The following is a 25,982-nucleotide window of genomic DNA, read 5'->3' on the forward strand; positions in this document are numbered from 1 at the left end:
TTCATGGTCGGGACCTTCAGGGGGGACTATGACGGCATGGTGGCGGGACGCCGCGATCTACCAGGTGTACGTGCGCAGCTTCGCGGACGGCGACGGCGACGGGATCGGCGACCTGATCGGCGTTCGCGATCGCCTCCCCTACCTGGCGGGTCTGGGCGTGGACGCCGTCTGGCTGACGCCGTTCTACCCCTCCCCCATGGCCGATTTCGGGTACGACGTCGCCGACCACAGGGACGTGGACCCGCTCTTCGGAACGCTCGCCGACGCCAAGGCCCTCATCGACGACGCGCACGCCCTCGGGCTGCGGGTGATCGTGGACATCGTCCCCAACCACACCTCCTCGGCCCACCCCTGGTTCCAGCAGGCGTTACGCGGCGAGCAGCGCGATCGCTACATCTTCCGCGACCGGCCGAACGACTGGGAGTCGATCTTCGGCGGGCCGGCGTGGACTCAGGTCGAGGACGGGCAGTGGTACCTGCACCTGTTCGACCCCGCACAGCCCGACCTCAACTGGGACAACGACGAGGTGCGCGGCGAGTTCGAGTCGATCCTGCGGTTCTGGCTCGACCTGGGCGTCGACGGCTTCCGCGTGGACGTGGCGCACGGCATGGTCAAGCCGCGCGACCTGCCGGACATCGGCCGCCCGGACCAGGCCAGGCTGGTCGGCAAGGAGCCGGTGCCGTACTTCGACAACGACGGCGTGCACGACATCCACCGCTCGTGGCGGCGCCTGCTCGACTCCTACCCCGGCGAGCGCATCGGCGTGGCCGAGGCGTGGGCGCCCACGGCCGAGCGGCTGGCGATGTACGTCCGCCCGGACGAGTTGCACCAGGCGTTCAACTTCCACTACCTGTTCGCCCCGTGGGACGCGGCCGAGCTGAGGACGGCGATCGACTCCTCGCTCGCCACCGCCGCCTCGGTGGGCGCCCCGAGCACGTGGGTGCTGTCGAACCACGACGTCAAGCGGCACGTCACCCGCTACGGCAGCCTGGCCAGGGCCCGCGCCGCCGCGCTGCTGACGCTCGCGCTGCCCGGCTCGGTCTACGTCTACCAGGGTGAGGAGCTGGGCCTGCCGGAGGTGCTGGACCTGCCGCCCGAGGTGTGCCAGGACCCGCAGCGCCTGCGCGACGCCGACAGCGGCCGCGACGGCTGCCGCGTGCCGCTGCCCTGGACCCGTGAGCACGGCTGGCGGAACCCGTGGCTGCCGATCCCGGCGGACTGGGCCGAGCTGAGCGTCGAGGCCCAGGAAGGGGTGACCGGCTCGACGCTGGAGCTGTATCGGGCGGCGCTGCGGCTGCGGAGCGCGTTCGGCGGAGACCTGACCTGGCACGAGTCGCCGGGGGGCACGCTCGTGTTCTCCAGGGGCAGCCTGGTCTGTGCCGTCAACCTCACCGGGACGCCCGTGGACTTCGGGGTCGACGGGGAGCTCCTGCTGGCCTCGGATGTCCCTGGAGCAGGGGATTCGGCGGCGTGGTGGAAAGTAAAGTGTCAGGCATGAACGGTCACGCTCGCCTAGCCGACATCGCCGCCCAGGCCGGGGTGAGTGAGGCCACGGTCAGCAGGGTGCTCAACGGCAAGCCCGGTGTCTCGGCCGCCACCCGCCAGTCGGTGATGGCCGCGCTCGACCTCATGGGCTACGAGCGCCCGCCCCGGCTGCGGCAGCGCAGCAACGGGCTGGTCGGTCTGGTGACGCCGGAGCTGGACAACCCGATCTTCCCCGCGTTCGCGCAGGCCATCGAGAAGGCGCTGACCCAGCACGGCTACACACCCGTGCTCTGCACCCAGCTGCCCGGCGGCGCGCCGGAGGACGAGTTCACCGAGCTGCTGGTCGATCGCGGCGTGAGCGGCATCGTGTTCGTCTCGGGCCTGCACGCCGACACGACCGCGCGCATGGACCGCTACACCCGGCTGACCGACCGCGGGCTGCCGATCGTGCTCGTCGACGGCTACAGCGAGCACATCGACGCGCCCTTCATCTCGCCCGACGACCGCCTGGCCGCCCGGCTGTCCGTGCAGCACCTGGTCGACCTCGGCCACGAGCGCATCGGGCTCGCGCAGGGACCGCGCAGGTTCGTGCCGGTGATCAGGAAGATCGAGGGCTACAAGCAGGCCATGGCGCAGCTGCTCGGCGCCACCGACGTCGACGAGCTGATCGCCCACTCGCTGTTCTCCGTCGAGGGCGGGCAGGCGGCCGCCGCGCAGCTGCTGTCGCGCGGCTGCACCGGCATCGTGTGCGCGAGCGACCTGATGGCGCTGGGCGCGATCCGCGCCTGCAGGGAGAGGGGGCTGTCCGTGCCGGGAGACGTGTCCGTGGTCGGGTTCGACGACTCGCCGCTGATCGCGTTCACCGACCCGCCGCTGACCACCGTACGCAAGCCGATCGGCGCGATGGCCTCGGCGGCCGTGCAGACGCTGCTCGAAGAGGTGAACGGCGCCCCCGCCAAGCACGTCGAGCTGATCTTCCAGCCGGAGCTGGTCGTCCGCGGCTCCACCGGCTCAGGCCCCCTGGTCAACCGGTGAGGGAGCGCCGTTGCCTGGACTGAGGAGCGGCGGGAGCGCAGCGACCAGAGCGACGAGGGAAGGCAACGGCTCAGCAGCGACCGAGCCCGCCTCTGCGGAGCAGAGGCCATGAACACGATGAGGCGCGACATTCTGATCCTCGGCGGTTCCGGCGTGGACACGACGGTGTACGTGCCGGAGCTGCCGCTGCCGTACCAGGACACCTACCACGTGCCGCCGGTCGTCGACCGGATCGGCAACACCGGCGCGGGCGTCGCGCTGGGCTGCCACGCCCTCGGGCTGGGCGTCGCCTTCGCCGACCTGATCGGCGACGACCCGCAGGGCGCGCTCGTCCGCCACGCACTGCGCGAGATCGACTGCTCCTGGGGGCCGGCCGCGGCGGGCACCCGGCGCAGCGTCCTGCTCGTCGGCCCCGACGGCCGCCGCACCTCGCTCCACGACCCGAAGCACACGTCCGGCGAGCGCATGCCGCGCGAGCTGTACGCGAACGTGCGCGCCAGGAACGTCCACGTGTCGATCATGGATTTCTGCCGCCACGTCTACCCCGACCTCGACGGCACCCACATCTCCACCGACCTGCACGACTGGGACGGCCTCAACGACTACCACAAGGACTTCGCCTACCGGTCGGACCTGGTGTTCCTGTCGGCCGCCGCCCTCGCGGACCCCGAGGCGACGATGCGTGACATCCTCGCGCGCGGCCGGGCCCACACGGTCGTGTGCATGCGCGGGGCCGACGGCTGTATCGTCCTGACGCGCGACTCCGAGCCGCGCGCGTTCCCGGCCGTGCCGCTGCCCGGCCCGGTGGCCGACAGCAACGGCGCGGGCGACGCGTTCGTCTCCGGCTTCCTGTACGGCACGGTGCGGGCGCGGTCGCTGGAGGAGTGCGTACGGCTGGGGTCCATCGCGGGCGCGCACGCCTGCACGGTCTCCGGCACCCACGAGTCCCCGATCACCGAGTCCCTGCTGCTGGCTAGGTTTTCGCGGTAGACGGCTGGTCCAGCTCCCGCCAGGCCCGGCAGACGAACGGCGGGATGGACGCGATCAGGTAGACGCTGGTGAAGGCGTACAGGGTGTTCGTGAGTCCGGTCAGTTCGGTGAGCGAGCCGGCCAGCAGGCCGCCGAGCGGCATGGCCGCGTAGGCGGCGGCCGTCATGGCGCTGAGCGCCCGCGCTCTCAGCCGGGCGGGGATGCGGTCGAACTGGATCACGCCGAGAATGGGGTTGATCGCGCCGGCCGCGAATCCGGAGAGGGCGGCCACGCCGAGCGCCACCGGGAACGGCGCGCCGAGGGCCAGCACCAGCACGCGCGGGACGCCGGCGATGAGGAAGCACCAGCCGTAGGTCAGCCGCGTGGGTAATCGGCCGCCGGCCGCGCCGTAGACGATGGTCCCGGCCACCGCCCCCGCCCCGAGCCCGCCGGTGAGCAGGCCGAACGCGCGGGGGTCGCCAGCCACGTCGCGGGCGTACAGCGCCAGCAGCACCTGCGTCACGCCCGTGTCGAGCATGTTGACGACCACGATCATCCCGGTGGCGCTCACCTGCAGCCGGTCGCGCCAGAGGAATGTCAGCCCGTCGCGCAGGTCGCGCAGGTAGCCGCCGGATTCGCGTTCTCCCGTGTCGATGTGCGGGACCCCGGCGGAGATGAGCAGCGCGGACAGCAGGAAGGTGACGCCGTCGACGATGAGGAGCGTGCTGGGCCCCGCCCAGAGGATGAGGATCCCGGCGAGCGGGGCGCCCACCATCGTCGCGCCGCGGTTGACGCCGTCGTACGCCGCCGTCGCCCGGCTGATGCGCACGCGCCCGAGCGCCGACAGGTCGGGCAGCATGGCCTTGCGCGCCGTCTCTCCCGGGGTGGCCGCCAGCCACCGTACGAACAGGAGCAGCAGCAGGATCGGATAGGAGAGCCCGGTCGTCAGCGACAGCGCGGGAATGGCGAGCACGACGAGGCCGCTCGTCAGGTCGGACAGCACGCTCGCCCAGCGGAACCCCAGCAGGTCCACCAGCGTGCCGCCGAACGCGGCCGATATGACGATCGGGAAGGTGGTGGCGAAGGCGGCCAGCCCCGTGAGGCCGGCGCTTCCCGTGCTCTCCAGGACGAACCACGGGACGGCGAGCATGGAGAGCACGTTTCCGGTGACGGAAAGGGCGTTGGCGGCCAGCAAGGTGATGAATGGACGCCTCACGCGCAATAGCCCCCGCAACGTCTCCCGCTTCAGCGTTCCTCACGCTCGGCCCGCGGTCAAGGGAGAAGGGTGGCGCTTCTCTCGCGGCGCGGCGGTCGGGTTCAGCGGGTGCGGTGGGCGGACAGGGTGGCGTGGTGGTCGGCGCCGTCCGGGCCGTACGGGTCGGTGTGGACGGTGGCGGCCTTCAGCCGTGGCAGGTCGTGGATAAGGCGGTGCTCGGCCTCCACCGCCACCGCGTGCGCGTCCACCACCGACATGCCGTGGTCCACAAGGATCTCCACCTCGGCGTGCAGGGCGTGGCCGATCCAGCGCAGTCGTACGGAGCCGACCCGCCGCACCCCGTCCACCGCGGCCAGGATGCGTTCAGCGGTGTCCACGAGGGCGGGGTCCACGGCGTCCATGAGCCGGTGGTAGATCTCGCGGGCGGCGTCGCGCAGCACGAAGCAGATGGCGAACGTGATCAGCAGTCCCACGACCGGGTCGGCGAGAGGGAAGCCGAGCGCGGCGCCGCCCGCGCCCAGGAGGACGGCCAGGGAGGTGAAGCCGTCGGTCCTGGCGTGCAGGCCGTCGGCCACCAGCGCGGCCGAGCCGATCTCCCTGCCCACCTTGATCCGGTATCGAGCCACCCACTCGTTGCCCGCGAACCCGACCAGGGCCGCCCCCGCCACCCAGCCCACGGCCCTGACGTCCTGGGGGTTCAGCAGCCGGATGACGGCCTCGTACCCGGCGAAGGCCGCCGAGGCGGCGATCAGCAGGACGATGGCGATGCCCGCGAGGTCCTCGGCCCTGCCGTACCCGTAGGTGAAGCGGCGGGTGGCGGCGCGGCGGCCGAGGGAGAACGCGATCGCCAGCGGGACGGCAGTGAGGGCGTCGGCCAGGTTGTGCAGGGTGTCGCCGAGCAGTGCGACCGAGCCGGAGGCCACGACGATCACCGCCTGGACGGCGGCGGTGGCCATCAGGACGGCGAACGAGACGGCCAGCACGCGCATGCCACGGCTGCTGGACTCCAGCGCGGCGTCGGTCTTGTCGGCGCTGTCGTGGCTGTGCGTCCGGAACAGGCCGTGGACCATGCGCCCGAATCTCCCCGCCGACCCCGGATGCCCGTGCCCGTGCCCGTGCCCATGTCCGTGCCCGTGCCCTCGAAGGTCCCGCTGGTCAGCCATGGCATCCCTCGCTTGCGCTCTTCGTCCGTTCTGACCATGATATGTAGTCATGTACGCACGCGACAACGTCTCAGGTGCCAACCGGTCGCAGGAGCAACCCACTCCCGCCCAGGTGAACGCGGCCGTGGACGCGTTCCGCATGCTCAGCGACGGCACCCGGCTGCGGCTGATGTGGTTGCTGTCGTCAGACGAGCAGGATGTGAACTCGCTTGCCCAGGCGGTCGGCGTGCCGCGGCCGTCGGTGTCGCAGCATCTGGCCAAGCTCAGGCTGGCGGGGCTGGTGGACACCCGCAGGGACGGACGTCGCGTGCTCTACCGGGCACGCGACTCCCACGTACGGGCGCTCATCGCCGAGGCGCTGTTCCACGCCGACCATGAGGTGTCAGGCCGGTCCCGCCACAACTGAGCGGGGATGAGGACGATCAGGCCCGGGCGGCCAGCTTGGCGACCACGTCCACGATGCGGGCGGCACGTTCGAGCTCGGCGCGGTGGAACACCGGCCCGTCCGCCCTGGCCACCACCAGATGCAGCCCCTGGGCCACCACCGGCAGCAGCATCAGTCTCAGCTTGTCGGCGTCCATGGTGGCGGCCCGGGGCGGCGGCTCCGGCAGGTCAAGTTCGAACTTCTTGGGAGCGGCCAGCGAGGCGTGCCGCACGGCCCCGTCGGCCAGCGCCACCGACCACTCCGCGCCGCACAACCCCGGCAGCGCGTCCACCAGCGTGGCGAAGCCCCGTGCGGGCTCGGACACCACGTGCATGAGCAGGTCGTAGTCCAAGGCCGAGCCCGGCACCTCCTTGGTCGCCCAGACGCCCTCCACCCGTACGCCCGGCAGGGCGGACAGCCGCTCGCGGGCCTCGGACGTGGTCACCGGCCCCGGCCAGGAGACAGTGAAGTCGTCCACGGCCCGACCGCGCTCGCGTTCGAGCACGGTGACCTGCAGGATGTCCGCGCCGAGCGCACCCAGGGCCCTGGCGATCTGGCCAAGGCCGCCCGGCCGGTCCGGCAGCGACACCCTCAGTCGCAGCAGCATTGCCGCCCCCTTTCCAGAGGCTCCCACAGTGCCGTAGAAAGATTTCGAGAATATTCCACGGATATGTCGCGCATGCTGCGGTTATATCCCAGCATGCAGTGTTAAGTCCGGATTGTCGATAAAGGGCTGGCGCAAGTTTCCGCAGGTCATGGTACGCCCCCTCCCCCCAGGCGGACCTGGGGGGAGCCCGGAGCGGTCAGGCGAACACGTCCTGCTGGTAGCGCCCCGCCGCCTCCAGCCCGGCCAGCCACTCGGCGCCGTCCTGCCCGGTCCGCTCCCGGTGGATGTCCAGCAGCACCTGCCGCACCGCCGGAGCCATCCGCAGCCCGTCGCCGCACACGTACACGTGCGCGCCCTGCGAGAGCAGCTCCCACACCTCGTCGGCGTGCGCGGCGATGGCGTCCTGGACGTACCGGTACGGGTGCCCCGGCACGGCGGAGTACGCGACGTGCGCGGACACGCCCCAGCGGGCGAGGTCGCCGGCGTACAGCTGGTCGTGCTGAGGGTGACGGCACCCGGTGAAGATCGCGGCCGGGCCGGCGGCGCCGGTCAGGACGCGCTCCTCGAGGAAGCCGCGGAGCGGGGCGAAGCCGGTGCCGGGGCCGACGAGGACCACCGGCGTGGCCGGGTCCTCCGGCAGCCGGAACGGCGGCGCGGGCACGCGGACGTAGCCGTAGAACACCTCGCCCTCCTTCAGCCCGCCGAGATAGGCCGAGCACATGCCCTGGTACGTGCCGGTGCCCGACCACGCGGGCCCCTCCACCAGGCCGACGGTGAGACGCACGAGCGAAGGGTCGGCCAGCGGCGAGGAGGAGACCGAGTAGTAGCGCGGCTTGATGGGCCCGGCCATCTCCAGGAACACCGGCAGCGGCAGCGTGATCGCCGGGAAGCGCTCGAGCAACGCCAGCGCGGAGACGCGCTTGGCCAGGATCTCGTCGGCGTAGTTCTCGGTCAGCCCGGTGAGCTGACCGCGGGTCCACGGGCATGCGGTGTGGGCGGCCAGCGCCTCGATGTCGGCCCTGGTGGCCACGTCCTGCAGCTCGGCGAACTCGGTCAGCAGCAGGCCCGCCGTGACGGGCGTGTCCACGGGCAGGTGGGTGGATCCGGCGGCGCGCAGCCGTACCACCTGCTCGCGGGGGACGCGCAGGCAGCGCAGCGCCCACTCCACCAGCTCGGGGTCGTTCTTGGCGAAGACGGCCACGTGGTCGCCCGCTGAGTACGTGACGCCCTCGGGCAGCCTGGCCACGATCGAGCGCACGCCGGGACGCGGCGCCTCGGTCGAGAAGTCCCAGAGCCCGGTGGGGTCGCCGGTCAGCTCCTCGTTGGAGACGACGGTCAGCGGGAAGGCGCGCGAGGAGACGACCGAGGGCCTGACCTCCGCCTCGCTCAGCACCTCCATCTCGTAGCGCGGACCGGCGGTCTCGGTGGCGGCGCTGTACTCCTCGGCCAGCGCGGTCCAGAGCTTGGCCGTCCACGCGGACACGTCGCCGTCGAAGTCGCCGTCCGCGTCGGCCTCGCCGCGCTCGATCAGCGGCACCGCCCCCGCGGCCGTCAGCTTCTCGTAGGCGCGCTTCGGGAAGTCCTGGTACGTGGGCCACTGCGTGTTCCCGCAGCCCAGCACGGCCAGCCGCACGCCGGACAGGTCGGGCAGCGTCTCCAGCGCGTCGAAGCGCTGGGCGTTGTCGGGGGCCTTGCCGTTGTAGGAGGAGGCGACCACGATGAGCAGGCCCTCGCTCGGCGGCGTCATGTCGTCGAGCGTGGTCAGCGTGCCGGCGAAGCCCGCGCGACCGGCCCGCTCGGCCAGGCGCTCGGCGATGTCGGAGCTGGTGCCGAGGTTGGAGCCGTACGCGACGGTGAGCGGCACGCCGGTGACGGCGATCTCCTGCTGCTCGCTCTCCTCGACCACCTGGGCCGCGACGGCCGCCCGCTCGTGCGCGCGCCGCTCGCGGACCCTGAGCGTGAACCCGTCAGGCTTGATGGTGAGCGTCTGCTTGATCTTCATGCGGTAGACGTTCGGGTCGGAGATCGCGAAGCGCCGCAGGATCATCGCCAGCGCCAGCCTGGCCTCGGTGAGCGCGAACTGGCGGCCGATGCAGGCCCGCTCGCCGTTGCCGAACGGCTTGTACGCCGCGCGGTGGTGGCTCTTCTTGTTCTCCGGCAGCCACCGGTCGATGTCGAACTCGTCCGGCCGTTCCCACGCCTTGGGGTTGCGGTGCAGCACCGGCAGGAGCACGGCGACGCCCTGGTCCTTGGCGATGGGATAGCCGCCGATCGTGGTGTCCTCGACCGCGCTGACGCTGAACGCCGGGATCGGCGACCAGTGGCGCAGCGTCTCCTCCAGGATGCGCGGGATGACGTCGAGCTTCATGATCGTCTCGTACGTCGGCGGCTCGTCGCCGGGCAGCAGCCGGTCCACCTCGTCGTAGGCGCGCGCCAGCGTGTGCGGCTCGCGCAGCAGGTTGTACAGCGCGAACGAGAGCAGCCCGCTGGTGGTCTCGTGGCCGGCGATGAGAAAGGTGAGGACCTGGTTGCGGATGTTCTCGTCGGACAGGCGGACGCCGGTCTGCGGGTCGGACGCCTCCAGCATCAGGCCCAGCAGGTCCTTGGAGCCGGCGCCGCCCTCTGCGCGGCGCTGCCTGATCACGTCGTCGACGAGCTCCTGCATGTCGGCGATGTCACGCCGGTACGCCTCCTCGTGCGAGCGCTTGAGCTTGGTGACGAACGGCAGCTGCTGGTTGCGCAGCATGGCCTCGGTCAACGCGCCGCCCATGGACTGCAGGAACGGGTGCAGCTCCGGCGAGTCGAACGAGCGGAACCGGTAGCCGAACCCGGTGAGCGAGATCGTGTCCAGGGTGAGCCTGGTCATGTCGTCGGCGACGGGCAGGTCCTCCCCCTGGCGACCTGCCCACGACTCGACGAGCTGCTCGGCGATCTCGAGCATCTGCGCGTAGTAGGCCTTCATCGAACGCTGGCTGAAGGCGGGCATCAGGATGCGATGCGCGTGTCCCCACACCGGCTCGTCGTGGTCGGCCGTGAACAGCCCGTCGCCGCCGAAGTCGCGGACGATCGACAGCGGCGGCTTGATGCGCTTGACGAACCTGCTCTCGTCACACACCTCGGCGACCAGATCCGGGTCGTACACCAGCACGATCGTGCGACCGGCGACCTCCAGCCGGAAGATGCCCTCCTCGTACCGGGAGGCGACCTGGACGAAGTGCTCCACCGGCGAGTGAGAGGGAATCTGCAGCGTGTTACCCAGGATGGGCAGGCCCTGGGGTGCGGGAATCTGCGCCATGATTGCTCCCTTTCGAGTAGCCATACACCGTATGGCTCACGCTACCATACGGTGTATGGCGGTGAGCGCACGCAGGGGCACGCCCCTCACGATCGAAGAGATCTCCTCCACGGCAGTACGCCTGATCGACGAGGGGGGCGTGGAAGGGCTGTCCATGCGCAAGCTGGCGGCCGAGCTGGACGTCAACCCCATGTCGCTCTACCACCACGTGGAGAGCAAGGAGGCGCTGCTCGGGCTGGTCTGCGCCACCGCGGCCCAGCGCATGCACATGCCGCCGGATGACGGCGCCCCGTGGCAGGACCAGCTCAAGGCCCTGGCGCTGGCCTACCACCGGCACGCCCGCGAGCATCCGGCCCTGTGGGGATACGTGCACACCCATCCGCAGCTGATCAACGACCACCGGCTGGTGATCTGGCAGACGCTCTATCGCATCCTGCGGCTGGCGGGCGTGCCGGAGCCGGAGCTGCGGCGGACGAGCGAGATCCTGAACGCGTTCGTCTCGGGCTTCATCGTGGCCGAGACCCACGGGCACATGTCGGACGACCCCGAGGGGGTCGACCGTAACTTCGACACGGCCGTACACCTGATCATCAACGGCATGGTGAGCTTCTCCGCCTGATCAGGCTGTGCGTTGGAAAATCCAACTCGCTCGCGCTAGGGTGAGTTCAGTTTTCCAACCCACAGGGAGGGCGCGATGCGTGACGCGGTCATCGTGCAGGCCGTACGCACTCCGATCGGCAAGGGCAAGCCCGGCGGCGGCCTGACCGGGGTCCACCCGGTGGACCTGCTGGCCCACACCCTGCGCGCGCTGATCGAGCGCAGCGGGGTGGATCCGTCGCTGGTGGACGACGTGATCGGTGGCTGCGTCGACCAGGTGGGCGAGCAGGCCATGAACACCACGCGCAACGCCTGGCTGGCGGCCGGCCTGCCGGAGTCGGTTCCCGCGGTCACCGTGGACCGGCAGTGCGGCTCCTCCCAGCAGGCCGTGCACTTCGCCGCCCAGGGGATCATGGCCGGCGCGTACGACCTGGTGGTGGCGTGCGGCGTGGAGTCGATGAGCCGCGTGCCGATGTGGTCCAACGTGCCTGCCGGGGCCGACCCGTTCGGCCCCGCGATGGCGGCGCGCTTCCCCGACGGTCTTGTGCCGCAGGGCATCAGCGCCGAGCTGATCGCCGCCAAGTGGTCGCTCAGCCGCGAGCAGCAGGACGCGTTCTCCGCGGGCTCCCACCGCAAGGCCGCCGCCGCGTCCTTCGCCGACGAGCTCGTACCCATCGCCGGGCTCGACCGGGACGAGTCGGTGCGCCCCGCCACGACGCCGGAGATCCTGGCCGGTCTGAAACCCGCCTTCACGGACCCGGGTTACGCCGAGCGGTTCCCGCAGATAGAGTGGTCAGTCACCGCCGGCAACACCAGCCCGATCAACGACGGGGCGGCGGCCGTGCTGATCACCAGCTCGGAGACGGCGGCCCGGCTGGGCCTGCGCCCGCTGGCCCGCCTGCACAGCTTCGCCGTCGCGGGCGCGGACCCGATCCTCATGCTCACGGCCGTCATCCCCGCCACGGAGAAGGTGCTGCGCCGCGCGGGGCTGGGTCTCGCCGACATCGACCTGTTCGAGGTCAACGAGGCGTTCGCGAGCGTCGTGCTGGCCTGGCTGCAGGAAACCGGCGCCGCCCCGGCCAGGGTCAACGTCAAGGGCGGCGCCATCGCGCTCGGCCACCCGCTGGGCGCGAGCGGCGCCCGTATCGCCACGACGCTGGTGCACGCGATGCACGAGCGCGGCGCCCGCTACGCCCTGCAGACCATGTGCGAGGCCGGCGGCCTGGCCAACGCTCTGATTCTCGAACGCCTCTAACGACAACCGAAGGAACAAGATGAAGATCTCCGGCAGCGTCGCCCTCGTCACGGGCGCGAACCGCGGCCTGGGCGCCACCTTCGCCCAGGCCCTCCTGGACCGGGGCGCCCGCACCGTCTACGCGGCGGCCAGGAACCCCGCCACGGTCACCGGCGCGGGCCTCACCCCGATCGAACTCGACATCACGGACCCGGCCGCCGTCGCGGCCGCGGCCGAGCGCTGCGCCGACGTGGACCTGCTGATCAACAACGCCGGCATCGCCCGCCCGGGCCCGGCCGACCTGGACTCGGCCCACGCCGAGATGGAGACCAACTACTTCGGCACCCTGTCCATGAGCCGCGCCTTCGCCCCCGTCCTGGCGCGCAACGGCGGCGGCGCGCTGGTGAACGTGCTGTCGGCGCTGTCGTTCTTCTCGGTCCCGCAGGTGAGCACGTACGCCGCGTCGAAGGCGGCGGCGTGGTCGCTGACCAACGCCCTGCGGGTGGAGCTGAAGGAGCAGGGCACTCACGTCGTCGGGGTGCACGCGGGCTACATCGACACCGACATGGCCGCCGGCGTCACGGACCCCAAGATCTCCCCGGCGGAGGTCGTCGCCCAGACACTCGACGCCCTGGAGGCCGGGACGTACGAGGTCCTGGCCGACACGCTCAGCAAGGAGATCAGGGCCGGCCTCTCGGGTGACCTCGAGCTCCTCTACCCGGCGCTGGCCACCCGCTGAGCACACCTCAGCCGGCGCTCGCCTCCCAGACGGCCTCGAACGCCGGCTCCGTGATCTCGGTCAGCTCCCAGACCTCCAGCGGCTGGTCGGCCAGGAAACCGTGCTCGTCCTGCAGGTGGCGCCACCAGTAGCGGCGGGCGACCCGGTCGGGGTCCACCAGCACCTGCCGGACCGCCCACTGCTCGCGGCCGTCGCCCTCGACGCTCTCGAAGAGCCAGGCGCGCCCGTCCTCGTCGCCCATGTGCCAGTAGCGGCGGGGCGCGTCGGACTCGGCGAGCTGCCTCACCAGCGGCTGGCGTAGATCTGGAAGCACCCGCCCACTCTAGGTCGCTGGTGTTAAGCGGTCGATCCCGGCCGGTTGAATCTCGATCGCGATCTGCTGAGCCGGGCCTGTGATCGAGCTTGGGTGGCCCGGCCTTTGCGGGGTTCGGGTCAGCCCTGCTCTGCCGAGTTATCCACAGGGGTTCCGAAGGGTGTCCGCTGGCCTTCCGTAACCGTGGCGTGCGGTTGTTCTCCCTGGTCAGGCCATTGTCGCTGCCCATCGCCCGGTTGAGGTGGAAGTAACGCCGAGCACCGCCAGGCGTGCCAGGTTGACAGCGGCGGCCAGCAAAGAAAAGTCCGCGTCGACTTTGGCGGTGCCGCGCATGCGGGCGCGGCGTCCGCCATGCCGTCGCCGCATCAGATGCGCGATCTTGCGTTCGACCTTGGGCCGGGTGGCGCGGTATCGGGCCAGCCAGCCGGGATCGGCACTGTTGGCCCGGCCCCGGGCCAAGTGTGCCTCGTGCGGGCTGAGGTTGATGTCGCGGCCGTCCTTGGCGGTGGTGCACCGCTCCCGGAGCGGGCATCCCGCGCATGCGGAGCCGAAGGCCGCCACGCCACTGCCATTGCGATGCCAGCGGATCTCCTTGACGATCTGGTTCGGGCAGATCACCCGCCCGGCCTCCAGATCGACGGTGAAGGCATCCTTGGTGAAGCGACCTCCGGGCGCGCTGGAGGGCTGCGTCTTGACCATCGCCTCGATTTGCGCCCGGTCGAGCTTGGCAAGCATCGGCCCGGTGCCGTAGGCGGCATCACCATAAACCTCGGCCTGCTCGGCCTGCTCGGCCTGCTCGGCCTGCTCGGCCTGCTCGGCCTGCTCGGCCTGCTCGGACAGGAGGTCAGCCAGGAGTTCGGCGGCCGGTTCGGCATCGCCCACGTTGCCTGCCGTCACCCGGGTGGCAGTGATGATCTCGCTGTCGGGGTCTTCGGCGATGTGGCCTTTGTATCCGTCGAACGAGCGCTCCACCGTCTTGCGGCCGTGTCGCGCCTCGGCATCGACGGTGGAGATGACACGGTCCTTGGCCACCTTGCGGGCGATCCGAAACACCCCGTCCTCGCCGTGCTGCAGGTCCTGGCCGAGCACGGTGGCCAGCAATCGTGCCGCCTGATCGACCTCCTCAGCCACCTTCCGTCCGTCCAGCACGGCTAGCAGCGCGAACCCATCGCGGGCCCGCGAGTCGATCAGCGCCTCCCGCTCCGCTTGTTCGGTCCAGTCGATGACCGGCTTACCGAGATCGGTGTAGGCGTCCCCGCTGGAGATCACCGCCCGCAGCGCGACCCGCAACTCCCGGTCGGAGGCGCGCAGCACGCCCCGGATCGCCGAGCGGATCAGCGTGATGGTGTCCTGGGTGGCCACCGCATCATAGATCGGTGCCGAGTCCAGCACCCGCTTGCGGCCGATCAGCCCGGCCCGGGCGGCCACCTCCACGGTCCGCTCGAAGATCCGGTCTGGCCGGTCGGAGGCGGCCAGCCGGGCCCGCATGTCCACCAGCACGGTGTGCACGAACCCTGGATGGTCGAAGTCCAGCCCGCCGGCGGCGTACTTCCACCGCACATCGAAGGCGAACCGATCCACCGCCTCGCGATCCGACAGCCCCTCCAGCCGCTGCAGCACCATCACCACCGCCACGATCATCGGCGGCACCGACCGGCGCCCATCCTCAGCGAACAGGTCGGCGAACATCTCGTCCGGAAACAGATTCCGGCACTCACGGTGCAGCACCGTGTAGATCGAGTTCGGCGCCAGCCGACCCTCGACAAAACTCACCGTGGAAGACAGCAACCCCGGCTGCATCGGAGTCTGGCCCACTGCCATCGCTCGGTCTCTCCCCGCTCCCGGTGACCAACACCGATCACCATGGCACAACAGGCGAGACCGACGCGAGATAGATCAAAAAACACCAGTCACCTAGAACGAGCGCAGCCCGCGCAGGACGATCTCGACGCGGGCGACGCCTCGGCGGGTTCAGCGGGTGAGGCGCCAGACGCGGAGCGAAGGCCCGTCGCCGGGCAGCACGTCCCCGTCCTCGGCGTTGTAGACACCCAGGGCCCGTACGCCGAGGTGGAGCGGCGCGCCGGGCGCCCGCCGCACGCACACCAGGATCGACTCCTCGTACGTCTCGCGCGCGAAGACCAGGCAGTCGGCGTCGGCGTGCAGCCAGCGCAGGCCGCCGTGGCGCAGCGCGGGCTCGGCGCGGCGCAGCCCGAGCAGCTCGCGGTAGGCCGCCAGCGTCGCAAGGTCCTGGTCCGCGGGCCGGTTCCAGGGCATCGGGGTGCGGGAGTGCTCGCCGTTCACGCCGGTCAGGCCGAACTCGCTGCCCGCGAACACCATCGGCGTGCCCGGCAGCGTGGCCTGGAGCCCGAGCGCGAGCAGGTGGCGCTCGCGCGAGCCGGTGACGGTGCGGATGCGGGGCGAGTCGTGCGAGTCGAGCAGCTGCCAGGAGTGCACGAGCGAGCGCCACGACATGTGGGACGCGAACGACCTGAACGTGGCGAGCGTGGCCAGCCCGTCGCGTGCCGGCACGCCGCCCGGCACGCCGAGGAAGTGGTCCAGGTCCAGCTCGGGCCCGCGCAGCCAGGTCCAGACCGGACGGGTGAAGCCGCCGTAGTTCATGGTGCCGTGCCAGCCGTCGCGGTCGAGGTCGCTCGAGGCGTCGTGGTTGTGCTCGGCGATGAACGCGGCGTCGGGGCCGAGCTCGGCCCGGAGCATGGCGGCGACCTCGTGGGTGCGGTCCTCGGCGCCGCGCCTGCCGGTCATGTTGGCCACGTCCACGCGCCAGCCGTCGAGCGGCCCCAGCCACTTCTTCAGCACCGCCCGCATGCTCGAGCGGACGAGCTCGCTGCCCCAGTTGAGCTTGGGCAGCGTCTTGACGCCCCACCAGGACTCGTAGTCGCCGGTGTCGGGGTCGAAGGAGAACATCTCGCGCTCGACCGCGTTCACGTCGGACACAGCCGCGGTGAACCATTCGTGCGTGTCGCCGCAGTGGTTGGTGGTGATGTCGCCGAGCAGCCGCATGCCGCGCGCGTGCAGCGCGCCCGACAGCCGGTGCAGGGCCTCGTCGCCACCGAGCAGCGGGTCCACGTGCTCGAACGTGGAGGCGTTGTAGCGGTGGTTGGAGCGGGCGGGGAAGATCGGCGTCAGGTACACGGTGTCGGCGCCGAGACCCTGGATGTGGTCGAGCCGCTGGGCGATGCCGTCGAGGTCGCCGCCGTAGAACTGCTCGGAGGTGCCGGGCCCGCTGGGGATGACCGGGTCGCGGTCCCAGTCACGCGGCAGCGCCCAGTCGGGCGGGTCGGGCATGAGCCCGGAGCGATCGAAGCGGTCGGGGAAGATCTGGTAGACGACCGCGTCCGACATCCACGAGGGCGGCGCCTGGTGGCACACGAGCCGGAAGTCGCCCGCGTCGGTCACGTCGTGCGTGACGAGCCCGGCCGCGGTCAGCCACGCCTGGCCGCCCCCGCTGTGGAGCAGGAAGCGGTACGGAGTGACCGGGTTGACCGCGGTGATCTCGGCCCGCCACCAGACGTCGGTGCCGCCGTATCCGCCGACGTCCCGCCGCGACGGGTCCGGCGCCGCCTCCGCGTAGCGCGGCTCCCCGTCGTGCACGGTACGTACGTGCACGCCCGTGACCCCGGCGGCGAGCGGCGCCCGCAGCCACAGCGTCACCCGCGAGCCCACGACGGGTTCCTGGTCGGAGACGTACAGAGCTGAGCCGTCGTGATGCGGCTCCCCGATGAAGCGCAATGAACCTATCCCTTGACAGCCCCGGCGGTGAGCCCGGAGACGATGTACTTCTGCAACCAGAGGAACACACCCACCGTGGGAATGGCGGTAAGCAACGTGCCCGCGGCGAACATGCCGAAGTTGGCGTTGCGGTGGTCGCCGGCGATCATGCCCCACATGCCGACGGCGAGAGTCTTGCTCTCGGTGTCGCGCAGGAACACGTTCGCCATGAGGAACTCGCTCATCGTGCCGATGAACGCCAGCAGCGCGGTGACCGCGAGGATCGGCGTGACCAGCGGCATGATGACCCGCCAGAAGATCTGCGCGTGCGTGGCGCCGTCCACGGTGGCGGCCTCGTCCAGCTCCTTCGGCACGGTGTCGAGGAAGCCCTTCATCAGCCAGGTGTTCACACCGAGCGCGCCGCCCAGGTAGAGCAGCATGAGGCCCCACACGGTGTTGAAGCCGAAGGCCGGATACAGCTCGGTCACCCTGGTGAAGATCATGAAGATCGTCACGATGGCCAGGAACTGCGGGAACATCTGGATGAGCAGCAGCGCCAGCAGCCCGACCCGGCGGCCCGCGAAGCGCATGCGGCTGAAGGCGTACGCGGCGAACATCGACAGCAGCAGGCTCGCGAACGACGACATCAGCGCGATGGACACGGAGTTGAAGAACCACCGGCCGAACGGGTAGCTGTCGGAGCTCAGCAGGTTGGCGAAGTTGGCCAGGCTGGCGCCGGTCGGCAGCAGGCTGGTGGAGGCCAGCGTGCCCAGGGGGTTGATCGCGGCCGAGATCACGAACAGGATCGGGAAGAGCGCGAACGCGCACACGACCAGCACGAAGACATGCCTGAGGGCGACTTTCACGCGTAGACCTCCTCCTGCTTGCGGGTGCGGCGGAACGCCACGGCTGAGATGAGGGCCACGATCGCGAAGATGAACACCGAGATCGCCGCCGCGAAGCCGAACTGCGCGCCGCCCGCCCCGAACGCCAGCCGGAACGTGTAGGTGATCAGCAGGTCGGTGGCGCCCACCTGCGGGCTGTCCGCCGGGAACGGCCCGCCGTCGGTGGTGAGCGCGATCGCGTTGAAGTTGTTGAAGTTGAAGGCGAACGACGAGATCAGCAGGGGCGTGAGCGCGACCAGCAGCAGCGGCAGCGTCACCCGGCGGAACGCCTTCCACGGTGTGGCCCCGTCGATGGCCGCCGCCTCGGTCAGCTCGCGCGGGATGGCCTGCAGCGCGCCGGTGGTGACCAGGAACATGTACGGGAAGCCGAGCCACACGTTGACCAGGATCACGCCGAACCTGGCGGTGCCCGGCTCGCCCAGCCAGTCGACGTTGGCCCCGAGGAGCTGGTTGATCAGGCCGAAGTCACGGTTGAACATGTCGCGCCACACCAGCAGCATGGCGAAGGCGGGCATCGCGTACGGCAGGATCAGCGCGATCCGGTAGAACCGGGTGCCGCGCATCCGCGGATGGTGCAGCGCCAGCGCCACCGACATGCCGAGCGCGAACGTGCCGAGCACGGAGGCCAGCGCGAAGACCAGGTTCCAGCCCAGCACCCCGGCGAAATAGCCCGAAATAGTGGGATTAGTCAGCACGCGGGCGAAGTTGCCGAGCCCGACGCCGACCTGCCAGCCCTGCGCCAGGTGCTCGCCCTTGGCGTTGACGAAGTACCCCTGCCCCTCGTCGGCCTTCCAGGTGTCGCCGTTGCCGCGCACGCAGTCGCAGCCGGCGTCGTACACGAGCGCCGCCTTGCCCTCGACGGCCCGGCTGAGCCCGTTCGCCTTGATCACACCGTCGGCGGTGGGCACGGCCAGCGCGGAGATCTCCTTGCCGCGGGCGGCGGCCTCGGGCGCCTTGAGCACGGTCAGCCCGGGCGCGCTCAGCACCTTGCCGGTGACGCCGACCTGGGCGCCCGCCAGCGGCGACAGCCCTTTCGCGTCGCCCAGGCGCACCTGCTTGGTCTTCGGGTCGACCAGCAGGAACACCAGCTCCTCACCGCGCAGCGCGGCGGTCAGGGAGTACTCGGGCGAGCCGGGTGCCTGCCGCACGGAGCCGGTCTCGATGGCGGTGACCGCGGCATCCTTGTCGCCGCGGTGGCCGTCGCCGAAGTTCGTGAACGCGGTGGTCACCGTGTAGGCGACGGGGAACATCTGGAACGCGATGAGGAAGACGGTGCCCGGGACGAGATATTTGGCCGGGACGAAGCGGCGGGTCAGGTAGAGGAACGCGATGGCCGCACTGGCGGCGCACAGCAGCGCCAGCGAGACCCAGGACCCGGCGGCCACCAGCGGCGGCACGGCGTAGAGCAGGATCGCGGCGGTCACGGCGAGCACCGCGACCCTGCTCACCACGAACGCCGTGGTGATCTCCCGGCGGGGCCGTGGAGACGTCTCGGTCTCCACGGCTTCGCGCACGTCGAGCGCCATGATCAGTGCTTGAGCGAGCCGTCGATGGCCTTCTGCGCGGCCGCGGCGGCCTTGGGCGCGTCGCCGCCCTTGACGACGGCGTTCTCGGCGATGCCGAACGGCTCCCAGATCGCCGCCATCTCGGGGATGGCCGGCATCGGGATGCCGTCCTTGCCGGCGTCCATGAACTTGACGGCGTCCGGGTCGCTCGCCTGGACCTCCTGGAGGGCGGCGGTCAGCGCCGGGGGCCGCGGGTCGGCCTCGTACAGCGCCTTCGCGACGTCCTTGTTGGTCACGTAGTTGGCCACGAACTCCTGGGCCAGAGCCTTGTTCTTGCCCTTGGAGGCCACGAAGAACGTCTGCACGCCGACGAACGGGGTGGCGGGCTTGCCGTCCTTGAACGCCGGGACGGCCGAGATGTCGTACGTGATGCCGCCCTTCTTGACCTCGCTCATCGCCCACGGGCCGGAGATCAGGTAGGCGCACTTGCCGGCGGCGAAGTTCACGATGTAGTTCTCGTTCGTGATGGACGTGCGCAGCGCGCCGTCGCCCTTCTCACCCAGGTCCTTGAGCTTGCCGAACGCCTTGACCGAGTCGGGCGAGCCGACCAGCACCTGCTTGGCGTCGGGGTCACCGCTGGAGGTGGTGCCGAACAGCGCGCCGCCGGCGGAGGCGAAGATCGGGTAGACGTGGAAGGCGTCGCCCTTCTGGCCGACGGGGATGCAGAGCACCTCCTTGACCTTGCCGGCCGCCTTGAGCGCCTTGCCCTTGGCGATCATGTCCTCGATCGTGGCGGGCGCCTCGGGGGCGAGCTTGGTGTTGCGGATCAGCGCGATGTTCTCCACCGCGTACGGGGCGCCGTAGATCTGCCCGTTGAACGTCACGGCCTGGATCGCCTTGGCCGAGAAGGCGGCCTTCTGCTCGTCGGTCAGCGTGACCGGGTCGATCGCGCCGTTCTGCACGAGGTTGCCGATCCAGTCGTGCGCGCCGATCATGATGTCGGGGCCGCTGCCCTGCTCGGAGGCGGTGAGGAAGGTCGTCTGGTTGTCCTTGCTGATCTCCTTCACCTCGACGGTCACGCCGTTCTCGGTGCCGAACTGGTCGGCGAACGGCTTGAGCGGCTTGACCCGGCTGGGGTCCGCCCAGATCACGAGCGTGCCGCCGCTCTTCGCCGCCGAGGTCGAGGCGGACGCACTGGGTGCCGCCGAAGAAGCCGACTGAGAAGCCGGCTGGGAACCGCCGCACGCTGTCGCGGCGAACGCGAGGGCCGCGAGAGCGGCCACACCCAGAGCCCGCATGCGCATGGGACCTCCTGAGGTCACGGAGGAACGGCGACGCCACGCGAGCGCCGCCGTGATGAGAAAGCCGAACGTTTCCGGGACGTTAGCGGCTCTTTGCAAGAATTGGAAGAACTTGCGAAAGAGCGTTACACGATCCTCACCGCGGACACCGGCGCCGGGGCTGCACCCTCATCGCGAACACCGCTACCGGACGGCTTGAGGTGACTTCTGCAACTTTCCGCAAGTTGCACTTGACCCTCGCAAACCGGCGCGACATCCTTCACCAGAACATCACCGACATCTCACGCAAAGGGACAGCCATGCTCGGCAACGACGACTGGTGGCGTGACGCCGTCGTGTACCAGGTCTACCCCCGCAGCTTCGCCGACGCCGACGGCGACGGCACAGGAGACCTCGCAGGCGTGCGCGACCGCCTCGGCTACCTCGCCGACCTCGGCGTGGACGCCATCTGGCTGAGCCCCTTCTACACCTCCCCCATGGCCGACGGCGGCTACGACGTGGCCGACTACCGGGACGTGGACCCCATGTTCGGCACGCTCGCCGACTTCGACGCACTCGTCGCCGACGCCCACGACAAGGGCATCAGGGTCATCGTGGACCTGGTGCCCAACCACTCCTCCGACCAGCACCCGTGGTTCAAGGCGGGGCTGCGCGAGCGCTACATGTTCCGCGACCAGCCCAACGACTGGGAGTCGATCTTCGGTGGCCCCGCCTGGACGCAGGTGGAGGACGGGCAGTGGTACCTGCACCTGTTCGCCCCCGAGCAGCCGGACCTCAACTGGGACAACCCCGACGTGCGCGCCGAGTTCCGCGACATCCTGCGCTTCTGGCTCGACCGGGGCGTGGACGGCTTCCGGGTCGACGTGGCACACGGCATGATCAAGGCCGAGGGGCTGCCCGACGTGGGACCGAAGGAGGGCCGCCAGGCCGAGATGCTCGGTGACGAGCAGCTGCCCTACTTCGACCAGGACGGCGTGCACGAGATCTACCGCGAGTGGCGGCCCATCCTCGACTCCTACCCCGGCGGCCGGATGGCGGTGGCCGAGGCGTGGGTGTCCTCCCCCGAGCGGCTGGCCCGCTACGTCGGGCCCGAGGAGCTGCACCAGGCCTTCAACTTCGAGTTCATGATGGCCGACTTCCACGCCAAGTCGTTCCGTACGGTCATCGAGAAGTCGCTCAAGGAGGCCGAGCTGGTCGGCGCGCCCACCACGTGGGTGCTGTCCAACCACGACAAGCCGCGCCACGTCACCCGCCACGGCAGCCTGGCCCGCGCCAGGGCGGCCACGCTGCTCATGCTGGCCCTGCCCGGCTCGGCCTACCTCTACAACGGCGAGGAGCTGGGCCTGCCCGAGGTGCTCGACCTGCCGGACGAGCTGCGCCAGGACCCGGCGTTCCTGCGGACGGGCGAGAGCCGCGACGGCTGCCGCGTGCCGATCCCGTGGACGGCCTCCGACGGCTTCGGCTGGCGTGACCCGTGGCTGCCGATCCCCGGCTCCTGGGGGCCCCTGTCGGCCGAGGCCCAGGAGCACGACCCCGGCTCCACCCTGAACCTCTACCGGGCCGCGCTGAGGCTCCGCAGGGAGCACCCGGCGCTCGGCGGCGGCACGCTGACCTGGCTGGACTCCCCCAAGGACGTGCTGGCCATCGAGCGCGACCCCGGGCTGATCGTGGTGCTCAACACGGGTGAGGAGCCCGTCCGGCTCGACCTGGGCGGCGAGGTGCTGCTGTCCAGCGGCCCGCTCGCCGACGACGGGGCGATCCCGCCGGACACCGCCGTTTGGCTCCAGCACTGACAGGGGTTGGTGGAATCTTTCCATTAACGCGGCATATGCCGGTAATCACGCTCGGTAGCCTGCCAGGGTGGCACCCTGGTGGGCTCGATCTCTTCGTGGCCGCGTAACCCTCATCGCGACGGCCGTAGCCGCCCTCGTGCTGATTCCGGCAGCCGTCGGCGGGGTGATCGTGACCCGATCGCTGATGTCGGCCAGCGTGTTCCGCGACACCAGGGACACGGCCGAGCGGATCGCGTACGAGATGCGCGGCGGCGCGCTGCCCATGGGGGCCTCCATCCCGGTGCCCAACCCGTCGGTCCCGCTGATCCAGGTGGTCGGCCCCAACGGGCAGATCCTCGCCAGCAGCGACGCGGCCAGGAACCTGCCGCCGCTCAGCGACCTGCGCCCCACGGCCGAGAACCGGCTGATCAACATGACGAACTGCCTGCCGACCGAGTGCATCCACCTCACGGCCGTCAGGGTCAGCATCTTCGCCGACTCCCCCGTCGTCTACGCGGGCCGCAGCACACCCGACCTGCTCACCAGCCGCACCCTGGAAGTCGTCGTGTTCACCCAGGTCGGGATCCTCATCGCGCTGGCGTCGTGGGCCACGTGGCTGGTCACGGGGCGGGCGTTGCGGCCGGTGGCGACCATGCGGGCCGAGCTGGACGCCGTGCACGCGGGCGACCTGAGCCGCCGGGTCACGCAGCCGCCGGGGCAGGACGAGGTGGCCCTGCTCGCCAGGTCCGTCAACGGCACGCTGGCCCGGCTGGAACGCTCCGCCGAGCAGCAGCGCCAGTTCGCCTCCGACGCCTCGCACGAGCTGCGCACCCCGATCGCCGGGCTGCGCGCCCAGCTCGAGAGCGCCCAGCTCTACCCGGAGGACACCGACATCGAGGCGCTGGTGGAGAGCTCGCTGCGCGACACCGACCGCCTGGAGGCGATCATCACCGACCTGCTGCTGCTGGCCAGGATCGGCTCGCGGGTGGACGTGGTCAAGGAGCGGGTGGACCTCGCCGAACTGGTCCGCCAGGAGCTGGCCGTGCGCTGCGACAAGGTGCCCGTGCACGTGGACCTGGCCAAGGGGGTCGTGGTCGAGGGCGTACGGCTCCAGCTGGCCAGGGTCCTGACGAACCTGCTGGACAACGCCCAGCGGCACGCCGAGCACCGGGTCCGGGTCCAGGTGTCCAAGGAGGGGAACGCCACGGCGGTCCTGGCGGTCGAGAACGACGGCATGGAGATCGCCGAGGGGGACCGCCAGCGCATCTTCGAGCGCTTCACCCGGCTGGACGCCGCCCGCAGCCGCGACGCCGGCGGCACGGGGCTCGGCCTGGCCATCGCGCGGGACGTCGCCATGGCTCACCGTGGTCAGATCACCGTCGAGGACTGCAAAGGTGGTGCCAGGTTCGTGGTGAGACTTCCGGCTGTTTGACCGGTTCTCGTAGATTTCCGGTGCTCATGTCATAGATCATGGTGCCATGAAGGAAGAAGCGCCGCAGGGCGTCGACCCGCACACTCCTAACGTGGCGCGCATGTACGACTACTTCCTGGGTGGCAAGGACAACTTTCAGGCCGATCGGAATCTGGCCGACCAAGTGCTCAGCGTGATCCCGGAGACCCGCGACGGCACCAGGGAGAACCGCGCGCTCATCGGCCGGTTCGTGCGCTACCTGTGCGAGCAGGGCATCACGCAGTTCCTCGACCTCGGCTCCGGCCTGCCGGCGCAGGAGAACGTGCACGAAGTGGCCCTCAGGCACTCCCCTGACGCGCGCGTGGTGTACGTGGACAACGACCCGGTGGTGGCCACGCACGGCAGAGCGCTGCTGGCCGACCCCGACCGGGTGGCCATGGTGCTGGGCGACGTGCGCCGGCCGAAGGAGATCCTGTCGCACCCGGAGGTGCGCGGGCTGCTGGACCTGGACCGGCCGGTGGCCCTGCTGATGATGTTCCTCCTGCACCTGATCCCCGACGAGGACGACCCGCAGGGCTTCGTGGCCGCCTACCGCGGCGCGCTGGCGCCGGGCAGCTATCTGGCCATCTCGCACGTGGGCAGCGACTCCCACTCCTCGCTGACGGACCGGGTGAGCCAGTTCTACGAGCGGGCCAACATGCCCTTCAGGCCGCGGCCCGGCGAGGAGATCTCCGCCTTCTTCGGCGACTTCGAGTTCATCCCGCCGGGCCATCTGGTCAACGGTGTGGGGCCGGACCTGGAATGGCCGTACGTCGACCCCAACACCCCCATCTTCCTGGACCCGGAGCTGGCCCTCATGGGTTACGCGGCCATCGCCCGCAAACCCTAGAGCTGCGCTAGACCTTCGTCAGCTCCCGGTCGCCCGGTGCTTCGGGCTCCGGCGGTTCCTCGCCCTCGTTCTCGTCCAGCAGGGTCGTCTCGTCGAACGGCGCCTGCCCCGCCAGCACCATCGCGGCGCGCTCCCGGTCGAACTCGCCGGTCCAGTGGGCGACGAGCACGGTGGCGACAGAGTTGCCGGCGAAGTTCGTCAGCGCCCTGGCCTCCGACATGAAGCGGTCGATGCCCACGATGAGGCCGACCCCGTCGACCAGCGCCGGGCGGTGCGCCTGCAGGCCGCCGGCCAGCGTGGCAAGCCCGGCCCCGGTCACGCCCGCGGCGCCCTTGGAGGCGATCATCATGAACAGCAGCAGCGCGAGCTGCTCGCCGAACCGCAGCGGCGCGCCGGTGGCCTCGGCGATGAACAGCGTGGCCATGGTCAGGTAAATGGCGGTGCCGTCGAGGTTGAAGGAGTAGCCGGTCGGCACGGTGATGCCGGCCACGGTCCTGCTGACGCCCATGTGCTCCATCTTGGCGATGAGCCGGGGCAGGGCCGTCTCCGAGGACGAGGTGGACAGGATCAGCAGGAACTCGCGGCCCAGGTACTTCAGCAGCGACCACAGGTTGATCCGGGCGACCAGCCACAGGATCGAGCCCAGGACGACGCCGACGAACAGCAGGCAGGTGATGTAGAAGGCCACCATGATGATCGCCAGGCTCTTGAGCGCCTCGATCCCCGTCTCGCCCACCACGGCGGCCATCGCGCCGAACGCGCCGACGGGCGCGGCCCACATGACCATGGCGAGGATGCGGAAGACCAGCCGCTGGAAGTGCTCGATGCCGCGCAGGATCGGCGTGCCCTTGTCACCCATGGCCTGCAGCGCGAACCCGGTCAGCAGCGCGACGAGCAGCGCCTGCAGCACCGAGCCGCCGGTCAGCGCCGACACCAGCGTCTTGGGGATGATGCCGAGCAGGAAGTCGACCGTGCCGGCCTCACCGCCCTTGGCCGCCTGCGCCTCCGCGGCCTGCTTGGCGGCGTCGCTCAGGTGCAGCCCCGAGCCCGGGTCGATGACGTTGCCGACCACCAGGCCGATGAGCAGGGCTACGGTGGACATGACGATGAAGTAGCCGAGCGCGAGACCGCCGACCTTGCCGACCTTGGCGGCCTGGCGCACCGAGCCGATGCCGAGCACGATCGTGCAGAAGATGATCGGCCCGATCACCATCTGAATGAGCGCCACAAAACCGGTGCCCAGCGGTTTGAGCTCCTTGCCCACGTCCGGCCAGACGAACCCGACCAGGATTCCCAGCAGGACGGCGCCGATGACGGCGAGGTAGAGATACCGAGTGCGATCACGCATGGGGGGTTCTCCAGCAGTGATGGAATTTCCTTCTAGCTTTCCGAG

21 protein-coding genes are annotated in these 25,982 nt (G+C 70.4%); 10 read left to right on the forward strand and 11 right to left on the reverse strand.

The annotated features are described in order from the left end of the window. Positions 1-28: 28 nt before the first annotated feature. From ABD830_RS02955 to ABD830_RS02965, 3 genes are all read left to right on the forward strand, one after another. Entirely contained in the window at positions 29-1,498 is a 1,470-nt protein-coding gene (locus ABD830_RS02955; protein ID WP_344984716.1) for an alpha-amylase family glycosyl hydrolase, read from the forward strand. Further along, a complete protein-coding gene (locus ABD830_RS02960; protein ID WP_344984717.1) occupies positions 1,495-2,520 on the forward strand; it encodes a LacI family DNA-binding transcriptional regulator in 1,026 nt (341 codons plus the stop codon). Before ABD830_RS02955 ends, ABD830_RS02960 begins: the two co-directional genes overlap by 4 nt. 108 nt (positions 2,521-2,628) lie before the next feature. Continuing rightward, positions 2,629-3,510: a PfkB family carbohydrate kinase gene (locus tag ABD830_RS02965; protein WP_344984718.1), complete on the forward strand. Its 882-nt coding sequence runs from the start codon at positions 2,629-2,631 to the stop codon at positions 3,508-3,510. On the opposite strand, the gene ABD830_RS02970 is transcribed toward ABD830_RS02965, so the two are convergent. Beyond that, positions 3,494-4,705, reverse strand: coding sequence for an MFS transporter (locus ABD830_RS02970; RefSeq protein WP_344984719.1), 1,212 nt, complete (start codon positions 4,703-4,705; stop codon positions 3,494-3,496). The two genes, ABD830_RS02965 and ABD830_RS02970, sit on opposite strands and share 17 nt — an antisense overlap. Positions 4,706-4,806: 101 nt before the next feature. After that, the gene (locus tag ABD830_RS02975; RefSeq protein WP_344984720.1) at positions 4,807-5,775 is read right to left on the reverse strand and encodes a cation diffusion facilitator family transporter; all 969 of its coding nucleotides are present in this window, start codon (positions 5,773-5,775) and stop codon (positions 4,807-4,809) included. Between the two features lie 142 nt (positions 5,776-5,917). Between ABD830_RS02975 and ABD830_RS02980 the strand changes: the two genes are divergently transcribed. Further along, positions 5,918-6,274 (forward strand): ArsR/SmtB family transcription factor, encoded by a 357-nt coding sequence (locus tag ABD830_RS02980; protein WP_344984721.1) that lies wholly within the window; start codon positions 5,918-5,920, stop codon positions 6,272-6,274. 16 nt (positions 6,275-6,290) lie between these two features. Here ABD830_RS02980 and ABD830_RS02985 read toward each other — a convergent pair whose 3' ends face one another. Together ABD830_RS02985 and ABD830_RS02990 are read right to left on the reverse strand one after the other, a co-directional pair. Beyond that, positions 6,291-6,899, reverse strand: a complete 609-nt coding sequence (locus ABD830_RS02985) for an ACT domain-containing protein (RefSeq protein ID WP_344984722.1) — start codon at positions 6,897-6,899, stop codon at positions 6,291-6,293. Between the two features lie 196 nt (positions 6,900-7,095). Continuing rightward, positions 7,096-10,194, reverse strand: a complete 3,099-nt coding sequence (locus ABD830_RS02990; protein WP_344984723.1) for a bifunctional cytochrome P450/NADPH--P450 reductase — start codon at positions 10,192-10,194, stop codon at positions 7,096-7,098. 55 nt (positions 10,195-10,249) lie between these two features. Here ABD830_RS02990 and ABD830_RS02995 point away from each other — a divergent pair, with 55 nt between their 5' ends. From ABD830_RS02995 to ABD830_RS03005, 3 genes are all read left to right on the forward strand, one after another. Continuing rightward, complete coding sequence (locus ABD830_RS02995) at positions 10,250-10,813, forward strand: TetR/AcrR family transcriptional regulator (protein ID WP_344984724.1); 564 nt, start codon at positions 10,250-10,252, stop codon at positions 10,811-10,813. A gap of 75 nt (positions 10,814-10,888) precedes the next feature. Then, positions 10,889-12,046 (forward strand): thiolase family protein, encoded by a 1,158-nt coding sequence (locus ABD830_RS03000; RefSeq protein ID WP_344984725.1) that lies wholly within the window; start codon positions 10,889-10,891, stop codon positions 12,044-12,046. 19 nt (positions 12,047-12,065) lie between these two features. Continuing rightward, entirely contained in the window at positions 12,066-12,764 is a 699-nt protein-coding gene (locus ABD830_RS03005) for an SDR family oxidoreductase (protein ID WP_344984726.1), read from the forward strand. Between the two features lie 7 nt (positions 12,765-12,771). On the opposite strand, the gene ABD830_RS03010 is transcribed toward ABD830_RS03005, so the two are convergent. The 6 genes from ABD830_RS03010 to ABD830_RS03035 all read right to left on the reverse strand — a co-directional run bounded on the left by ABD830_RS03010 (position 12,772) and on the right by ABD830_RS03035 (position 20,520). After that, complete coding sequence (locus ABD830_RS03010; protein ID WP_344984727.1) at positions 12,772-13,077, reverse strand: hypothetical protein; 306 nt, start codon at positions 13,075-13,077, stop codon at positions 12,772-12,774. 207 nt (positions 13,078-13,284) lie between these two features. Beyond that, entirely contained in the window at positions 13,285-14,850 is a 1,566-nt protein-coding gene (locus ABD830_RS03015) for an IS1182 family transposase (protein WP_344984728.1), read from the reverse strand. A gap of 198 nt (positions 14,851-15,048) precedes the next feature. Then, positions 15,049-16,827, reverse strand: a complete 1,779-nt coding sequence (locus ABD830_RS03020; RefSeq protein ID WP_344984729.1) for a glycoside hydrolase family 13 protein — start codon at positions 16,825-16,827, stop codon at positions 15,049-15,051. A 5-nt stretch (positions 16,828-16,832) separates the two neighbouring features. Continuing rightward, entirely contained in the window at positions 16,833-17,672 is an 840-nt protein-coding gene (locus tag ABD830_RS03025; RefSeq protein ID WP_344984730.1) for a sugar ABC transporter permease, read from the reverse strand. Then, on the reverse strand, positions 17,669-19,237 hold the full coding sequence (locus ABD830_RS03030) for an ABC transporter permease subunit (RefSeq protein ID WP_344984731.1): 1,569 nt from the start codon (positions 19,235-19,237) through the stop codon (positions 17,669-17,671). The genes ABD830_RS03025 and ABD830_RS03030 overlap by 4 nt, the downstream gene beginning before the upstream one ends. Positions 19,238-19,239: 2 nt before the next feature. Next, positions 19,240-20,520, reverse strand: a complete 1,281-nt coding sequence (locus tag ABD830_RS03035) for a sugar ABC transporter substrate-binding protein (RefSeq protein WP_344984732.1) — start codon at positions 20,518-20,520, stop codon at positions 19,240-19,242. Between the two features lie 296 nt (positions 20,521-20,816). On the opposite strand from ABD830_RS03035, the gene ABD830_RS03040 reads away from it, so the two are divergent. From ABD830_RS03040 to ABD830_RS03050, 3 genes are all read left to right on the forward strand, one after another. Then, entirely contained in the window at positions 20,817-22,310 is a 1,494-nt protein-coding gene (locus ABD830_RS03040; RefSeq protein ID WP_344984733.1) for a glycoside hydrolase family 13 protein, read from the forward strand. 136 nt (positions 22,311-22,446) lie between these two features. Beyond that, positions 22,447-23,721 (forward strand): sensor histidine kinase, encoded by a 1,275-nt coding sequence (locus tag ABD830_RS03045; protein ID WP_344984734.1) that lies wholly within the window; start codon positions 22,447-22,449, stop codon positions 23,719-23,721. Between the two features lie 46 nt (positions 23,722-23,767). Continuing rightward, positions 23,768-24,589 (forward strand): SAM-dependent methyltransferase, encoded by an 822-nt coding sequence (locus tag ABD830_RS03050; protein WP_344984735.1) that lies wholly within the window; start codon positions 23,768-23,770, stop codon positions 24,587-24,589. A 7-nt stretch (positions 24,590-24,596) separates the two neighbouring features. Here the strand turns inward: ABD830_RS03050 and ABD830_RS03055 are convergent, their stop codons facing one another. After that, entirely contained in the window at positions 24,597-25,937 is a 1,341-nt protein-coding gene (locus ABD830_RS03055; RefSeq protein WP_344984736.1) for a cation:dicarboxylate symporter family transporter, read from the reverse strand. Positions 25,938-25,982: the final 45 nt, after the last annotated feature.

The sequence above is a fragment of the Nonomuraea helvata genome (assembly GCF_039535785.1).
Lineage (GTDB): Bacteria > Actinomycetota > Actinomycetes > Streptosporangiales > Streptosporangiaceae > Nonomuraea > Nonomuraea helvata.

What these genes read in the sequence shown, in the direction of transcription:
- ABD830_RS02955 (WP_344984716.1), top strand. Translation starts at nt 29, where the DNA reads ATGACGGCATGGTGGCGGGACGCCGCGATCTACCAGGTGTACGTGCGC.
- ABD830_RS02960 (WP_344984717.1), top strand. Translation starts at nt 1,495, where the DNA reads ATGAACGGTCACGCTCGCCTAGCCGACATCGCCGCCCAGGCCGGGGTG.
- ABD830_RS02965 (WP_344984718.1), top strand. Translation starts at nt 2,629, where the DNA reads ATGAACACGATGAGGCGCGACATTCTGATCCTCGGCGGTTCCGGCGTG.
- ABD830_RS02975 (WP_344984720.1), bottom strand. Translation starts at nt 5,775, where the DNA reads ATGGTCCACGGCCTGTTCCGGACGCACAGCCACGACAGCGCCGACAAG.
- ABD830_RS02980 (WP_344984721.1), top strand. Translation starts at nt 5,918, where the DNA reads ATGTACGCACGCGACAACGTCTCAGGTGCCAACCGGTCGCAGGAGCAA.
- ABD830_RS02985 (WP_344984722.1), bottom strand. Translation starts at nt 6,899, where the DNA reads ATGCTGCTGCGACTGAGGGTGTCGCTGCCGGACCGGCCGGGCGGCCTT.
- ABD830_RS02990 (WP_344984723.1), bottom strand. Translation starts at nt 10,194, where the DNA reads ATGGCGCAGATTCCCGCACCCCAGGGCCTGCCCATCCTGGGTAACACG.
- ABD830_RS02995 (WP_344984724.1), top strand. Translation starts at nt 10,250, where the DNA reads ATGGCGGTGAGCGCACGCAGGGGCACGCCCCTCACGATCGAAGAGATC.
- ABD830_RS03000 (WP_344984725.1), top strand. Translation starts at nt 10,889, where the DNA reads ATGCGTGACGCGGTCATCGTGCAGGCCGTACGCACTCCGATCGGCAAG.
- ABD830_RS03005 (WP_344984726.1), top strand. Translation starts at nt 12,066, where the DNA reads ATGAAGATCTCCGGCAGCGTCGCCCTCGTCACGGGCGCGAACCGCGGC.
- ABD830_RS03030 (WP_344984731.1), bottom strand. Translation starts at nt 19,237, where the DNA reads ATGGCGCTCGACGTGCGCGAAGCCGTGGAGACCGAGACGTCTCCACGG.
- ABD830_RS03035 (WP_344984732.1), bottom strand. Translation starts at nt 20,520, where the DNA reads ATGCGCATGCGGGCTCTGGGTGTGGCCGCTCTCGCGGCCCTCGCGTTC.
- ABD830_RS03040 (WP_344984733.1), top strand. Translation starts at nt 20,817, where the DNA reads ATGCTCGGCAACGACGACTGGTGGCGTGACGCCGTCGTGTACCAGGTC.
- ABD830_RS03050 (WP_344984735.1), top strand. Translation starts at nt 23,768, where the DNA reads ATGAAGGAAGAAGCGCCGCAGGGCGTCGACCCGCACACTCCTAACGTG.
- ABD830_RS03055 (WP_344984736.1), bottom strand. Translation starts at nt 25,937, where the DNA reads ATGCGTGATCGCACTCGGTATCTCTACCTCGCCGTCATCGGCGCCGTC.